Source organism: Vibrio sp. Isolate23 (assembly GCF_022398095.1).
GTDB lineage: Bacteria > Pseudomonadota > Gammaproteobacteria > Enterobacterales > Vibrionaceae > Vibrio > Vibrio coralliilyticus_A.
Map to the genome: position 1 here is coordinate 857,497 of NZ_JAKEUV010000001.1, position 14,256 is coordinate 871,752.

Genomic DNA, 14,256 nt, shown 5'->3' on the forward strand with positions numbered 1-14,256 from the left:
TGTATGTTTGGGCTATTTCGTCGTCATCAAAGTATTCCTGCGTTAATCGCTCCACAGTGTTTAACGTTAGCCAGTGTCAGTGAATACCTTAAGCCCATGTCAAAAATCGACTTTGAAATGGCCGATCAAAACTTAGAAGAGATGTTTGAGTGGATGTGTCAGGAAAGTGGTTATCCATGGCAACATGGCGGTCATTTCAATTTACAGGGAGCCGTTGATGATTATGTATTATGGTTAAGTCAGGTGATGGATAGCCAATGCTTACCTGTTGTATTGAGTAACAATAGCGAGACTCTACTCTATTCATTGCCTTTGCTTCAATCGACCGAAAAGAGTTTTGGGATTATCCATATTGGCCGAGACTTTGAGCTTAATCCGGACTTGGGTGTACAAAGAGGCTCGGTATACCACTTTGCTTTATCTCGCTATGCGCAATGTCGAGTGTTCTTTTTGGGAATTGCTGAACAAAGCCACAACGATAAAGTATGCGAATACGCTGAAGATCTGGGATGTGATTGGTTAACACTCCCTGAGTGTAGTTTCGGTCACCGGTTTCAGGTTAAGCAGCAAATTGCCAGTTTTCTTTCCCATTGTGATGATCTCATTATTTGCTTGGATCTTGATTGTCTTTATCCGCCATCACACTTAGATACAGGCCATACTTTCGAAGTGACCATGGTTAATCGAATCCTGCGCCAAGTACTCATTTCTTCTCAGGTGCGTTGTATTCATCTGACTGGGTATAAAGATAAACACCTCTATTCCAAAGAAACACAAAGTATATTACGCCAACTGGCGGATTTATATCCATCAAGTCCTTTAGTGGCGTAATTGGGTCGAATACTAAATGTGAACTGCCAGCTGTGAGCATAGATAGTGTGTGCGTAATGTTGCTTAAGACGCCATATTATCCAATAGGTAAGAGCGGTGGTTCGTAATGTTTATGTCATGATCTATGTGTTGATAGACAAATTTTACGATAAATAGACTTGTAGGGTTGAGAAATTCAAAAGCTGGCAATGAATTGCCAACTTAGTCGTTGATACCTGTTAGAGCAGGTTGAAAGGATGCAGGTTACTTCTTGTTTGTGTCTTTATTGGCGTCTTTCCAATATTGGATTCTGACACGGTGAAGTTGTGCTTTTCTCATTTTCTTCATGATATTCCCTCACTTTTTAATGACTTGCTCGTCATTGAGCATATGTGAATCAAGTTCCTCATGAACAAGATTTAATGTAGCGACCAAATCAAGATAACGCCAGGTTCTAGATCACATTTTTTTGCATATTCATTACGCCTTACTTGTAAAAAGTGAAGGTAGGTTCACTTTCATGGGAGTGCAATGTAATTCGAACTAAACTGTAATATCGTCTTTATTTAATAGAAACAATACCTTAACGAGATTGTCATTTTTACTGTCTATTATCGCTCGCTATTAATAAAAAACATACTCGAGCAAGGAGTCAGCAATGTGGAATCGCGATGAGCAAGATTCTCAATTTAGCCAAATGATCGAGGCGGGCTTATCTCGTCGCCGTTTCTTGGCTGGTACCGCAGCAGTAGGTGCAGGCGCGTTTCTGTCACTTAACCCTATCACTAAGGCATTCGCCGCAGACAAGAAAAGTACGTTACTAAATTTTGACGCTGTTCCGGCCTCTACATCCGATGCGATTATTGTGCCAAAAGGCTATAAAGCAACGCCTTTGTTATCTTGGGGTGACCCGATATTTGCTGATGCGCCTGAATTCGATCCGAGCGGTAAGCAAGACTCTAAGGCTCAGCTCAGCCAGTTTGGTGATAACACCGATGGTATGAGCTTGTTCCCGATCACTAAGGATCGTGCGGTAATCGCAGTTAATAATGAGTACACCAATTATGAGTACTTATTTGATCATGGCGGCAAGGCGATGACCGCAGATGATGTATTGAAAGCACAAGCAGCTCATGGCGTGACTGTGTTTGAAATCGTCAAGTCGGGTGGTGAATGGAAACTGGACAAAAATGGTAAGCGCAATCGTCGCATCACAGCGGTAACAGAAATGCAGCTGACAGGCCCAGCTGCAGGTCACGATTTGATGAAGACTAAGCTTGATCCAACTGGTATGAAGCCTTTGGGTACGTTCAACAACTGTGCCAATGGCCAGACTCCTTGGGGGACTTACCTGACTTGTGAAGAAAACTTTAATGGCTACTTTGGTACCAGCAGTGATGCTGACTTATCGGATGATCATGCACGCTATGGCATTGTTGCAGAGAAGAGCAAATATCAATGGCATGACACTGATGAGCGTTTTGACTTGGCCAAGCATCCGAATGAACCTCATCGTTTTGGCTGGGTGGTTGAAATTGACCCGCATGATCCAACATCAACACCGCTTAAACGTACTGCTCTAGGTCGATTTAAGCACGAAAATGCGGCGCTGGTTATCAATGACGATGGGCATGTAGTCGTCTATTTAGGTGACGACGAGCGTGGTGAGCACCTTTACAAGTTTGTTTCGAAGAACAAATACCAGCCTGGCAATGACAAAGCAAACCGCAATCTACTCGAAGAAGGCACGCTGTATGTGGCTAAATTCGAGATGGATGATGCTGAGCTAAAAGGCAAAGGTCAGTGGCTAGAACTGACGTATGGTAAGAATGGTTTGACCAAAGAGAACGGTTTCCATGACCAAGCGGAAGTCGTGACGTTTGCCCGTCGAGCAGCGACTCGGGTTGGGGCGACTACCATGGATCGTCCAGAGTGGGTTGCGGTGCATCCAGACAACCAACATGTTTTCTGCACGTTGACCAACAATAAAAACCGTGGCGTCAAGGAAGGTCAACCTGTGGGTGGTCCAAACCCACGTAAAGAAAACCATTACGGGCAGATTGTTCGCTGGGTGCCACAGAATGGCGACCACACCAGTGAAGGGTTCGAGTGGGATCTTTATCTGATTGCAGGAAACCCAACTGTGCATAAAGGTAACCTATACGCAGGTAGTGAGAACATCAATGAAAATAATATGTTCAACAGCCCTGATGGTATTGGTTTTGATAAGGCGGGTCGTTTGTGGATCCAAACCGATGGTAACTACTCAAACAAGGGAGACTTTGCAGGTCAAGGGAACAACCAGATGCTGTGTGGTGATCCAATGACTGGTGAGGTGCGTCGCTTCTTAACGGGGCCAGTCGCTTGTGAAATCACTGGTTTGACTTTCTCCGAAGACTACAAAACGATGTTTGTCGGTGTTCAGCACCCGGGTGAGAAAGGGGCACCTTCGCACTTCCCTGCGGGTGGTAATAGCAAACCACGTTCAACCATTGTTGCGATCACTCGTGAAGATGGTGGCGTGATCGGCGCATAAAATTAAACATTCCCATTGGGGATATTTGCACTACTCAAGGGGGCTGTTTGCCCCTTTTTTGATCCTCTAAGAATACCAAGTGGGATAAATATGCGTAAGTAAGCATAAAAATTGTGATCCTTTGGCTGTTAACCACTAAATGTAGTTGCTCCGAGTATACGGTATAACTATAGTGAAAGAGTGCCCACATAATTTAAAGGTGTAGAGACCCGAGTAAGCTCTCAGAGTTAATACGAAAAACTGAACGAATACGAGACACAAGGCTCAGTGAAATGCCGCTGAGAGTGAATCGAAAACGCCAAAGAATAAAGTATTTACAAAGGCCTTATAGCTGTCCAAGCTTTTCGAAGCTGCACCTGAGTTATCGGTACATGTGTTGATAACCAAGGAGGAGGTTTGGCTATGATCGTTTTGAGTTTAGTGGCTCTGGGTATCGTTGTTTTCTTTGCCTGCTGGATATGCCAGCACGGTTTGCCGTTTTTGGGTATGCAGCTAGATGAAACGGATCAGCTTCTCCTTGCAGAAGCCGCGGGAAAAGATGTATTAGAAGCATAAATTGCATTGGTATTGGGTAGAGGAAAGGAGCCGCTTGTATAACGGCTCCTTTTTTGTCTCTACCGATTCAATTCTGCCCCTATTTATCACGTTTGAGTTAAGTCACTGTGTGGTGAATAGAATGATTAAATGTCCTATTGGCAAATTGAAAATAGAGCCTGAAGCTTGTTGTGTTTTGCTTCTCATATTGAAAATCTATATGCGGTTGTCTTTTTCTCATTTTTATCATAATGAATTATATGCACTTTTGTGCGTATTTGTTTTTCGATCTTTTTGGCGCACAGCTTGCATTAGTGACTGTACCTCACTTGATAAAAAATGTGTTCGTTTTTGACAAGTGCAATTAGAGGAAATAGGAGAAGGTTATGGCTCACTCAATCAACTCACACCATCCTGAAAGCGCTGTTAATCGTACAGAAACCTACGCTTTGTCTACCGATGTCAATCCTTCTGCAAGTCTACGTTTATTACGTTCTACGCCGATTTCACTATTGCGAAGCCATACTGAAGGAATAAGAGAAAGAGCCAGTCAAATGCTCAGTAAGGAGACAAGCAAGGCTATAGAATGGGAATTGTCACCATTATTGATAGATTCGGGACGACTTCTTATTTCAGGCAGCCACCGACGCCAGACGCGATTTGACCCCAATAGTATCGTTGCAGCAAAGGGAACGCTAGGTTCTTTAAGCATTGATAAAGATGGGTTCTGGGATTATTCGGTTTATAACATCAAAATGCAGTTTCTTCAGCATGGTGAGCGTAAGATTGAAAGCTTCTCACTATATTCGGAGTCTGGTGATCCCATTACTATTAGCCTCACATTGATTGGTGTAGAGGGCGGGGCAGTGATTGAAGAGCTAGCGACTGAAGTGACCGTTGGTTAATTGCGATGAAAGTGAGAAGAGATCTCTTTCATTATGGTCGTAAAACGCTGCGGTAACTGGCGGTGTTTTTTAGTCAGACAAAACAAAGTTTCTACAACCTCACTCTGTGACTGATAAATAGCAATATCGTCTTTGCCTGAAAATGAATCGAGGGCACTTTTCGGCAAAACGGTAAATCCCAGTCCATTGGCAACTGGTAACAATATCTGATTCAACTGATTGATATACCCAGTGGCGGGAATGTCATCAATGTTGATATTCTCTAAGCACGGCTCCCCACATCCGGCGAAATACAGTGAGAGGTAATGGATAGCGTCGGGATGCTGAATCAAACCAATCGATTTCAAAGCATCAGCGGTTAACTTCTTTGATGACATACTGGCAGGTAGCATCAGACAAAGAGGTTCGACTCCTAATGTCTCTGCTTCGAATCGAGAATCGGAAGGTATATGCGTTACTATCCCAATGTCACTTTCTCCAGATAGTACATCTGCCAAAATTTTATGATGTGGAGCTGCCTCTATCCTTGGTACTAGGTTTGGGTGTTTACATTGTAAATTAAGTAAATGTGGATAGAGGTGTAGCGCAAGAGCTCCTGAACAGGAAAGGAAAACGTTGCCTGAATACGGGTCTTCTATATTGAGTGAATGGAGAAGTTCAGCCTGTTGATGTTCGATTTTTAGGGCATAGCGGTAGACAGATTGCCCGGCTTCTGTAATTTCAAATGTTTTGTTATGTCTGGTGATGAGAGCATGACCGCATGCTTGCTCTAGCTTTTTTATGTGCTGGCTGACGCCAGGTTGAGTCATAAATAGCTTTTCTGCAGTTTTTGTAAAGTGGCCGGTATCGATTAACGTTTGAAAGGTTTTCAGCCACAATGGGTTCAGCATAGTCATCTTTTAATAACAAAAAATTATTTTTGATAGTCTATGTGATAACGTGATGTTTGGATAGTCTGAGCAAAATGGCGAGGCTTGTAACCTCGCCATTTGACATTAGGCTGCATTGAGCTGAGTCGCGAGATCTCGGCCGTTGCCGCGGAATTTATCGACAGTTGGCGCGAAGGCTGCAGAAATATGCAGTAAGCGAGAGTCAGGGTGCTCAGCCAGATAGCGTGCTTTTGCATCATCGCTGTCTAGTTTATCCCAATCACGGTGGATCGAGCGAGCAAAGTGCAGGGTGGTGGCCATTTTAGGTGACAGTTCTGCATCTCTAGGATCATGATAATTAGCGATAGCATCCACCATGGGTTCTGGGAACTTCCAAGTCTTTGCCAACTTAGCGCCCAGTGTTGGTGCAGTAATATCCAGTACTTCTTCCTGGACTGCAATCGCGTCTTCTCCTGCCTCTGCACGTTCATGGATCTTGACTGCAGCATCAGGTACTAAAGTATGAATCATCAGTTCTCCAATGTTATGGAGAATACCTGTGGTAAATACTTCGTTGGAATCCATACCCGTTTCGTCGGCAATCTTGCTGGCAATGACCGAAACTTCGAAGGTGTCTTCCCAGTATTGGTTCATATCCAGTGTTTTGAGCTTAGGAAACGCACCAGAAAGTACGGAAGCCACTACCAGAGTTCTTACTGGACCAGTACCAACACGAAGCAAAGCTTCGTTAACGGAAGAGACCGTTTTATTGCCACCGAAATGGGCAGAGTTCGCCATGCGAAGTAATCGAGCACTCAATACCTGATCGGTAGCGATCTTTCTCGAGAGCTCGCCAAAATCAACCTCGTCCTGATTCACCATATCAAGCAGTTCTTGCAGTACTTTCTGGATCCTTGGTAACTCGTTAAGACGAGAAATTAAAGCCTCTTGACTCATTGGCACTCTCCTTTTTTTACTTATGAGTTTTCTTACTATAGAACAGTAAATTAGTTTCATACAAAGTTGGAAACGAAGAAGTTCTGAAAATATTTTAATAACAAAAAATTATTAAAATAAGAATAATTGATAATTTTTAATTGATTTAAGTGTGACCTAATATGGACTCAACGAAACGGGAGAGTTCTCAATGCATGAGTAAAGAAGAGGTCTACATGTCTACTCCATATCCACGTAATTTTTCTCATATCGGTATTTCAGTACCTGACTTAGAAGCAGCAGTTAAATTTTATACGGAAGTACTTGGTTGGTACCTGATCATGGAACCTACCGAAATCGTTGAAGACGATTCTGCTATCGGTGAAATGTGTACTGACGTATTTGGTGCCGGTTGGGAGCGTTTCCGTATTGCTCACCTTTCAACGGGTGATCGTATCGGGGTTGAGCTGTTTGAGTTTAGGAATCAGGAAAACCCACAAGACAATTTCGAATATTGGAAAACAGGTATTTTCCACTTCTGTGTTCAGGATCCAAATGTGGAAGAGCTGGCAGAAAAGATTGTGGCTGCTGGCGGTAAAAAGCGCATGAAGGCTCCACGTTATTACTACCCAGGTGAGAAGCCATACCGCATGATCTACATGGAAGACCCATTCGGTAACATCCTTGAAATCTACTCTCACAGCTATGAGCTGCATTACTCAGCGGGTGCTTACAAGTAAGCCATTCAACTCTTTAGGTGTATGAGTGATTAAATGACGATTTACACTTATTGCAAATTTAGCAGTGCATTCGCTTTTTAATTACTGTTATTATCAGCGGGAAATAGTCGGGGAGCCTTAGGGCTGAGATCGCATTACGAGACCCGTAGAACCTGATTCAGTTAGCACTGACGTAGGGAACTATTCGCACCGAGGTTTGAATATGCAGGCTTTGGTGTACTCGCTTTCTATGATTCGATCTTGTACTGATCACTTCATATTTGGCAGAGAGTTCCTGTACGTCTTGTAATAGGAGCCATCATGCCACATTCACAAGACACCCCACCGATTGTATTAACCATTGCAGGCTCAGACAGCGGCGGCGGTGCTGGTATTCAGGCCGACATTAAAGCGATGTCGGCAACGGGCAGTTACGCCTGCTCAGTTATCACTGCTATCACCTCACAAAATACGCTTGGCGTAACTGCGATTCACCCAATTCCTCTTGAGCATATTGAAAGTCAGCTTGACGCTGTGTTTACGGATCTCGATGTTGTTGCCGTTAAAGTAGGAATGTTAGCTGATGCGCGAATCATTAAGGTCGTTGCAGACAAAATCAGGCAGTATCAACCTGCATATTTGGTGGTCGATCCTGTGATGGTTGCAACTAGCGGTGATCTTCTGCTGGAGCAGTCGGCGATTAGCACATTAAAAGAGCAGTTGATCCCGATGGCGGATCTGATCACCCCTAATCTTCCTGAAGGAGCGGCTTTGATCGATAGTGCGGTGCCGGAAAATGAAGATCAGATGGGCAATATGATCGAAGGATTACGTGCTTTGGGTGCCAAAGCGGTATTGCTGAAAGGAGGGCATCTAGAAAAAGATGACAACAGCAATGATTTGCTGATCTTAGCGCAAACGAGTGAGCTTCTGAGTGCCAAACGACTTCCAACGCGAAACACTCATGGAACAGGCTGTACTCTATCGTCGGCGATTGCGTCTTATCTTGCGCAAGGCAATAGACTACATAAAGCCGTGTATTTGGGTAAGCAATACATCTCGCAGGCCATCGCTCATGCTGATGAACTCAACGTTGGCAAGGGACATGGACCCGTTCATCACTTTTTCTGTGGGCATGTCAATGTTCGTTAACGGCAGAGTCGATGTTTAGTAAGGGGATTCGAAACAATGAACTATCAGGATCTTATTGAAGCTTGTCAGCCGGACTGGCAGGCATACACGCAGCACGATTTTGTTCAGCAACTGGCGCACGGCACTCTTGATCAACACTGTTTTCTTCATTACTTGAAGCAGGATTTCTTATTCCTTAAACAGTATGTACGTGCTCATGCTTTAGCCATCTATAAAGCTCGTACATTGGAAGATATGCGCTTTGCATTACCGAGTGTTCAAGTCTTGTTAGAAACTGAAATAGATCATCATGTGACGTACTGTGGTCAGTGGGGGCTGACAGAATCAGATCTGGAACACGAACCAGAAGATGTTGCGACTATCGCCTATACGCGTTATGTGCTTGATACGGGCATGATGGGGGATTTGGTCGCACTGTATGCCGCTCTCGCGCCATGTTCAATAGGCTATGCAGTGATTGGAAGTGCTTTGTTAGACAATAAGGAGACCGTTTTGGAAGGAAATCCTTATGCGAGTTGGATTGAGTTGTATGGTGGTGAGTCGTTTCAAAATGGAGTCGCGCAGAGCGCTTTGCATTTTAATCAGCTCTTAAAAGATATCAATCCGCATAGCCAACGAGGTCAGAGCCTGATTCAGGTGTTCAGAACAGCGACCAGAATGGAGGTGGCGTTTTGGCAACAAGGTCTAGATGCCATCTAGCGTAAATAAAGGCTCGGATGATTGGTTCACGAACTAATAAACTGAATTTTTACTCTAAAAAATAATTAGGTCACTACTCTCTTAGTTGCTATTTTTAACTGAATGAATATTAAAGGCATTATTGCTGTTAACAATAAGTTGGAGAGGATCTATGAAGGACAATATTGTTGCTAATTTTTCGCAGGTGGATGTTATGAAGGCGAAGAAAGGGACATCTGCAGCAGCAACTCATGGTGCTTGTCATAACTTCAGTATCGAGTGGCTGAGTTTTATGTTCGAGAAAAAAGGCAATGCGGATCAGCGTATGAAGCGGTTATCTGTGCGTGATGGGGCTGGTAACCCAGTATTACAAAAAACGTTTGCCAGTCGTTGGTCTGAAGGTGGATCTTCTTACCAAGTAGCCGATAGGATGATGATTTCACTACGCGGTTTGAAAGAAACGGCGCTTTTATACGACTATTCATACTTTAACATCAAAAATATTGTGAAAGCCGTGACCAAACCTCAACACGCAGGTTTTATCTACTCCTTCTGGTTTCCTGGAACCGTTGTTGGAGCTGATGGTGCGCACACTATTGCCTTTTATCGTTCCTTGTCACCAAAGCAAGGCAGCCTAAAAACAGACAATGATACGGTGTACATTTTTGAGCCGAACTTTGGCGAGTTTGAAGTACCTAGCAAAGATTTTGAGAGTTGGTTGACCAAACTGGCGAACTTCTATGCTCCTTTCCAATATCATATGGTAAAGACTGTGGCAACAGCGTAACTTGTATTCGTTCATTTCTTAATAAAGGCGCGGTGAGGTGTAGCTGGTTACCATTTTTCACTACTGCATGCATCCAATCTCTAAGAATCTACTTAGAGTCGCCGAGAGAAGTTAAGCAAGCGAGGAGCCAGTTTTATGAAAAACTGGCTCTTTTTATTGTATTGGTTTGGACTCAAATTGCTAACGCTAAACCTTGATATACGAATTCAACTGATCAGTCTTAATTTTTGGCTGAGAAATGCAGTATGTATCTATGTACAGTTCGGATAATCAGTTAGTTTTGAGGTACACAAAAAATGGATGAGTAAAAGGTAATATTTATACCCGCATCAATCTGTAAACTTATAATTGGCTATATTTGGATGTCCCTAATTCAGTGTCTGTACCAACATTTTGAAACTCAGAACAACACATAAAATACCAACGATCTTTTTGAGTATATTACTTGGAAAATAGTCAGCACATCGCACGCCAAGGCTAGTAGCTAAGTAACTACTGATGGAGAAGCAAACCATTGCAGGAAGGTATATATATCCTAAAATTAAGTTGCTCAAATCTGTATTTTCCCAGCCATTTAGCATGTACCCGAAACTGCCAGACAGTGCGATTGGGAAGCCTATTGCCGCAGATGTACCAATAGCACGTCTTACCTCAAAATTTTGCTGGACAAGATAAGGGATTATTAGACCGGCACCGCTTATAGAGACCAGTGCAGAAATAAAACCAATCACTGAGCCGACAGTGATATTACCGATGCCTCCATGTGGACTTTTATTGTTTTTATGATCTTTGCTTCGAAACATTTTATAAGCAACATACAACATAAATACGCTGAAAAAACCTGCTAAGTGTACGCTTTGTAGATTCGATGCCATTAAGGTCGCGCAAAATGTGCCGATCAGAACTCCGCCCAACATTTTGATTACCATGCTCAAGTCAACGTTCTTTTTTTTGTGGTGAGCACGCATACTACCCAATGTTGTAATGATCATCGAAGCCATCGATGTCCCAAGTGCTAGGTGGATTAGTTCAGAATCTGCTACACCTTGTATGGAAAACAGGAACGCAAAAATAGGTACTGCCATACCACCTCCACCAACTCCAACGAGTCCGGCAAGAAAGCCAACCCCTAATCCAGCTGTGATGTAATAAAAGATAAAGATAGATTCGTTCATCATAGATCCGCCTTCGATAAAACTGGTCGATGCGAAAAGGTTACTCGAACTCTATCATGTCATGATAACGTTATAAGGACAGAAAATAATGAATAATGGACGAAGTTGAACATCTCTAAAGAAATACCAAACTGTGATTACAGTGAATGGCAAAATGGAGCTGCGTTAATTGCTAAGGAATGGCAGCATGAACGGAGTGATTTCAATCAGTTGGAGCAACGGCCGCATAATTGGCACAAGCATTATCGTGGTCAGTTGTTGTGTATAGATGAAGGACTAATACAGGTTAAAACCGATGAAGGAACTTGGATCTTACCGCCTCATCGCGCGGGTTGGATACCTCCAAACGCTATGCATAGCGTGTATTTTTGTGGTTCTTTGAAAGGTCGCTCATTACTGTTTACGCCAGAAGTCTGTGGCCAGTTTCCAATTAGGCCTTGCGTGATCGAAATGAGTGACGTCTTAAAAGTTTTGTCGATTAGGGTATCGACATGGAGCAAAACAGAGGATCTATCATCAAAGTGTACGCGCATTCTTTCGGTGATTTCTGACGAAGTTGGCAATAGCCCCCACGAATCACTTTATTTTCCATTGCCCAAAGATCCAAGGCTACAAAAGATCACTCAAGCGATTCTAATTGATCCAAACAGCAAACACTCTATTGAGTATTGGGCAAGCATAGGAGCGGCTTCATCTCGAACACTAAGACGCTTGATTCGAAGTGAGTTAAACATGAGCTTTAGTGAATGGCGGCAGCAGATATTACTAATTCATTCGCTAGAAATGATGGCACGAGGAGTATCGGTAGGAGAAGTTGCCTATGCTTTAGGTTATTCAACGCCCAGTAACTTTATCGCTATGTTTCGCAGGGTTTATGGTGAGTCACCTACGCGTTACTTTTCGAATCGCAGTATTTAGTTACGAATATTTTATTTGGGTTAGTTTTGTCCAGACTGAGTTTAGATCAATCTAATCAAATTGACTTTGTTACATCGGCTCAAGAATACCTGGGAGTTTTAGCAGCTCTTTCTGTTTGGTGAAGATAAACTCGATAAACATCGATAGCTTTTTTGATTTCGTTCTCGACTCATGGAATACAAGGTAGAAGCTGATCCAATTAGGCCACAGTGCTTTACACACGGGCACAATTTCACCTTTTCTTACTGCTGAATGGGCATCAAAATACGGAACATATATCATACCTAAACCTGCTTTTGCGGCTCGCACTACCTGCTGCGGAGATTCTAGTAACAAGCCAGAGTTCGGAAAAATTGTGAGCGGTTTGTTATCTTGCTGAACGAGCCATGGCAAACCTTTTCCTTTAACTCCAATATTTACTACTTCATGTCCCTGTAGCCACTCCAAATCTTGGATACCATCTTGTTTTTTTAACCAGTTAGGTGATGCATATATACCGTATTGCAATTCAAACAAGCGTCTTTGTTTCAGATCGGAATCTAATAAGGGCCCCTGACGAAATGCAATATCAATTCTATCTTCGTAGAAATCAAGGTTTTCATTACTGCCAACCAGTTCGATGTTGAGTGTTGGATAGATCGATTTAAACTCGATGGCCCAGTCGCTTAGAGGCCAATCAACAAATTGTAATGGGGCGGTGATACGTAACGTACCAGATACCTGTGATTGAGTGTCTTGCCAATCTTTTAATGATTGATAACTTATTTCGAGCTGTTTGGTTAGAGCTAAATATTCTATTCCTGATTGGGTTAATTGCATATTTCGAGTATTTCTAACCAATAACGTAGTCCCTAACTGGCTTTCTAGATTAGCAATACGTCGACTTACGGTGCTGGTGGGTACTTTTAGTTCGATAGCAGCTTTCGAAAAAGAGCCAGTTTTAGCCACAGTTAAAAACCATAAGCTAGCTTCAAGATCCATTGTTATCCCATTTTTGGTAAGCAGGTAATCATTTTATCCTACTAATAATCTTAATCAATGGCGCTTATGATGAATGCTTCATTTATAAGGAGTATATTATGTTCAAGACCATTGCTGTGATCGGCGCTACTGGAATGCTTGGTTCACCTGTAGTGAAAGCATTTGCTAATGATGGTTATACTGTTCGCGTCATTTCAAGAAACCAGTCTAAAGCTCGTGGGTTATTTCAAGGCTCGCAGTTTGAGTTTGTCGAAGCAGACTTATTTGATGACGAGAGTCTAGCTGCTGCGTTGAAGTATGTAGAAGCTGTTCATATCAATCTTAGTGGTTGCAGCCCAGAGTCTTATCTCCAGAATCATGTTGAGGGAACAAAGCAGATCCTCCGAGCCGTTGATCAATCGTCAATACAATTGATAACTATGATTTCAACTGCGACAGCGTATGAACAGAACAGCTTCAGAGTTGATACACAAGCAAAGCTAGAAGCAGAAAGCTTATTAAAAAACAGCGGTATCCCATATATGGCATATCTGCCAAGTTGGTTTTTTGAGACCCTAAACTTATTAGTTGATCAAGAGACAGTGACTACCATGTGCGAGTCAACGAAGCCCATCCGATGGATTAGCGCTGAGGACTACGCCCAAGCTGTTGTGCAGAGTTATAAACTACCTAGGCTATACAATAAGCGATTAACCTTACTTGGGCCGGAATATTTCACAATATCAGAAGCAGCTGATCTCTATGCAAAAACAAAAAACCTATCTCGGCATCACATGACAGAGAGCCAAGCTTGGGCGTATGCCAAAGAATTGGGTGATGACACTTTATTGGATGCTGTCGATTTGCTGTCGTACACTGAGAATGTCGGAGAAGAACCAGACCCCATCACTTTAGAGCACCCATTTAAGGCCTCAACCAAACTATCCGATTGGTTAAAAGTAAACTAATGATAATTGGGTATGACAGCTCCTGTGTATTGGGAGCTGTTATCGCTTGTTATCGAAGCGGTGAACAATAGCAGAGAAGTGTTTTTTATATTTAAAATATTGAAATATATAAAATTTAAGTAAGTGATGCTATAACTGGAAAGTTATACGATATAGTTGAACTGTCAGATTGTACTCAGCTCTGTTGACCCCAATTCACTGCGAGTTACAGAAAGGCCTGTAGTCAAAATCATGCAGCAACTAGTGGAAGCACTCTCGCCAAGATAAGGTGATTTAATCACTGCCATATCTGTTTTTTTGAGTTGAATT

The 14,256-nt window shown here is 42.7% G+C and carries 14 protein-coding genes and 1 riboswitch; of the genes, 10 read left to right on the top strand and 4 right to left on the bottom strand.

Features of this window, described 5'->3' with window-relative positions:
* The first annotated feature begins 3 nt into the window (after positions 1 to 3).
* The 4 genes from L1D31_RS03840 to L1D31_RS03855 all read left to right on the top strand — a co-directional run bounded on the left by L1D31_RS03840 (position 4) and on the right by L1D31_RS03855 (position 4,785).
* Complete coding sequence (locus L1D31_RS03840; RefSeq protein ID WP_239835738.1) at positions 4 to 831, top strand: arginase family protein; 828 nt, start codon at positions 4 to 6, stop codon at positions 829 to 831.
* Between the two features lie 637 nt (positions 832 to 1,468).
* Entirely contained in the window at positions 1,469 to 3,346 is a 1,878-nt protein-coding gene (locus L1D31_RS03845; protein WP_239835739.1) for a PhoX family phosphatase, read from the top strand.
* Positions 3,347 to 3,742: 396 nt separating this feature from the next.
* Positions 3,743 to 3,901 carry a hypothetical protein gene (locus tag L1D31_RS03850; protein ID WP_239836401.1) on the top strand — a complete coding sequence of 53 codons (159 nt, stop codon included), beginning with the start codon at positions 3,743 to 3,745 and terminating at the stop codon, positions 3,899 to 3,901.
* A gap of 365 nt (positions 3,902 to 4,266) precedes the next feature.
* Complete coding sequence (locus tag L1D31_RS03855; RefSeq protein WP_239835740.1) at positions 4,267 to 4,785, top strand: VCBS domain-containing protein; 519 nt, start codon at positions 4,267 to 4,269, stop codon at positions 4,783 to 4,785.
* Here the strand turns inward: L1D31_RS03855 and L1D31_RS03860 are convergent.
* Entirely contained in the window at positions 4,782 to 5,675 is an 894-nt protein-coding gene (locus L1D31_RS03860) for a LysR family transcriptional regulator (protein ID WP_239835741.1), read from the bottom strand. The two genes, L1D31_RS03855 and L1D31_RS03860, sit on opposite strands and share 4 nt — an antisense overlap.
* A gap of 105 nt (positions 5,676 to 5,780) precedes the next feature.
* A complete protein-coding gene (locus L1D31_RS03865; RefSeq protein WP_239835742.1) occupies positions 5,781 to 6,611 on the bottom strand; it encodes an HDOD domain-containing protein in 831 nt (276 codons plus the stop codon).
* 215 nt (positions 6,612 to 6,826) lie between these two features.
* Between L1D31_RS03865 and L1D31_RS03870 the strand changes: the two genes are divergently transcribed.
* The 4 genes from L1D31_RS03870 to L1D31_RS03885 all read left to right on the top strand — a co-directional run bounded on the left by L1D31_RS03870 (position 6,827) and on the right by L1D31_RS03885 (position 9,926).
* Complete coding sequence (locus L1D31_RS03870; protein ID WP_239835743.1) at positions 6,827 to 7,330, top strand: lactoylglutathione lyase family protein; 504 nt, start codon at positions 6,827 to 6,829, stop codon at positions 7,328 to 7,330.
* Between the two features lie 98 nt (positions 7,331 to 7,428).
* Positions 7,429 to 7,526, top strand: a riboswitch (TPP riboswitch).
* A 104-nt stretch (positions 7,527 to 7,630) separates the two neighbouring features.
* On the top strand, positions 7,631 to 8,461 hold the full coding sequence (gene thiD, locus L1D31_RS03875) for a bifunctional hydroxymethylpyrimidine kinase/phosphomethylpyrimidine kinase (protein WP_239835744.1): 831 nt from the start codon (positions 7,631 to 7,633) through the stop codon (positions 8,459 to 8,461).
* A 36-nt stretch (positions 8,462 to 8,497) separates the two neighbouring features.
* Complete coding sequence (gene tenA / locus L1D31_RS03880; protein ID WP_239835745.1) at positions 8,498 to 9,160, top strand: thiaminase II; 663 nt, start codon at positions 8,498 to 8,500, stop codon at positions 9,158 to 9,160.
* A gap of 151 nt (positions 9,161 to 9,311) precedes the next feature.
* Positions 9,312 to 9,926 (top strand): YopT-type cysteine protease domain-containing protein, encoded by a 615-nt coding sequence (locus L1D31_RS03885; RefSeq protein ID WP_239835746.1) that lies wholly within the window; start codon positions 9,312 to 9,314, stop codon positions 9,924 to 9,926.
* Positions 9,927 to 10,294: 368 nt separating this feature from the next.
* On the opposite strand, the gene L1D31_RS03890 is transcribed toward L1D31_RS03885, so the two are convergent.
* The gene (locus L1D31_RS03890; protein WP_239836370.1) at positions 10,295 to 11,101 is read right to left on the bottom strand and encodes a sulfite exporter TauE/SafE family protein; all 807 of its coding nucleotides are present in this window, start codon (positions 11,099 to 11,101) and stop codon (positions 10,295 to 10,297) included.
* Positions 11,102 to 11,206: 105 nt separating this feature from the next.
* On the opposite strand from L1D31_RS03890, the gene L1D31_RS03895 reads away from it, so the two are divergent.
* Complete coding sequence (locus L1D31_RS03895) at positions 11,207 to 12,019, top strand: helix-turn-helix transcriptional regulator (RefSeq protein WP_239835747.1); 813 nt, start codon at positions 11,207 to 11,209, stop codon at positions 12,017 to 12,019.
* A 69-nt stretch (positions 12,020 to 12,088) separates the two neighbouring features.
* Here the strand turns inward: L1D31_RS03895 and L1D31_RS03900 are convergent, their stop codons facing one another.
* On the bottom strand, positions 12,089 to 13,000 hold the full coding sequence (locus tag L1D31_RS03900) for a LysR family transcriptional regulator (RefSeq protein ID WP_239835748.1): 912 nt from the start codon (positions 12,998 to 13,000) through the stop codon (positions 12,089 to 12,091).
* Positions 13,001 to 13,098: 98 nt separating this feature from the next.
* Between L1D31_RS03900 and L1D31_RS03905 the strand changes: the two genes are divergently transcribed.
* On the top strand, positions 13,099 to 13,947 hold the full coding sequence (locus L1D31_RS03905) for an NAD(P)H-binding protein (protein ID WP_239835749.1): 849 nt from the start codon (positions 13,099 to 13,101) through the stop codon (positions 13,945 to 13,947).
* Positions 13,948 to 14,256: the final 309 nt, after the last annotated feature.

Bases quoted from the DNA above. Each gene is read 5' to 3' on its own strand.
- L1D31_RS03840 (WP_239835738.1), top strand. From the start codon at position 4: ATGTTTGGGCTATTTCGTCGTCATCAAAGTATTCCTGCGTTAATCGCT.
- L1D31_RS03845 (WP_239835739.1), top strand. From the start codon at position 1,469: ATGTGGAATCGCGATGAGCAAGATTCTCAATTTAGCCAAATGATCGAG.
- L1D31_RS03855 (WP_239835740.1), top strand. From the start codon at position 4,267: ATGGCTCACTCAATCAACTCACACCATCCTGAAAGCGCTGTTAATCGT.
- L1D31_RS03860 (WP_239835741.1), bottom strand. From the start codon at position 5,675: ATGCTGAACCCATTGTGGCTGAAAACCTTTCAAACGTTAATCGATACC.
- L1D31_RS03865 (WP_239835742.1), bottom strand. From the start codon at position 6,611: ATGAGTCAAGAGGCTTTAATTTCTCGTCTTAACGAGTTACCAAGGATC.
- L1D31_RS03870 (WP_239835743.1), top strand. From the start codon at position 6,827: ATGTCTACTCCATATCCACGTAATTTTTCTCATATCGGTATTTCAGTA.
- thiD (WP_239835744.1), top strand. From the start codon at position 7,631: ATGCCACATTCACAAGACACCCCACCGATTGTATTAACCATTGCAGGC.
- tenA (WP_239835745.1), top strand. From the start codon at position 8,498: ATGAACTATCAGGATCTTATTGAAGCTTGTCAGCCGGACTGGCAGGCA.
- L1D31_RS03885 (WP_239835746.1), top strand. From the start codon at position 9,312: ATGAAGGACAATATTGTTGCTAATTTTTCGCAGGTGGATGTTATGAAG.
- L1D31_RS03890 (WP_239836370.1), bottom strand. From the start codon at position 11,101: ATGAACGAATCTATCTTTATCTTTTATTACATCACAGCTGGATTAGGG.
- L1D31_RS03900 (WP_239835748.1), bottom strand. From the start codon at position 13,000: ATGGATCTTGAAGCTAGCTTATGGTTTTTAACTGTGGCTAAAACTGGC.
- L1D31_RS03905 (WP_239835749.1), top strand. From the start codon at position 13,099: ATGTTCAAGACCATTGCTGTGATCGGCGCTACTGGAATGCTTGGTTCA.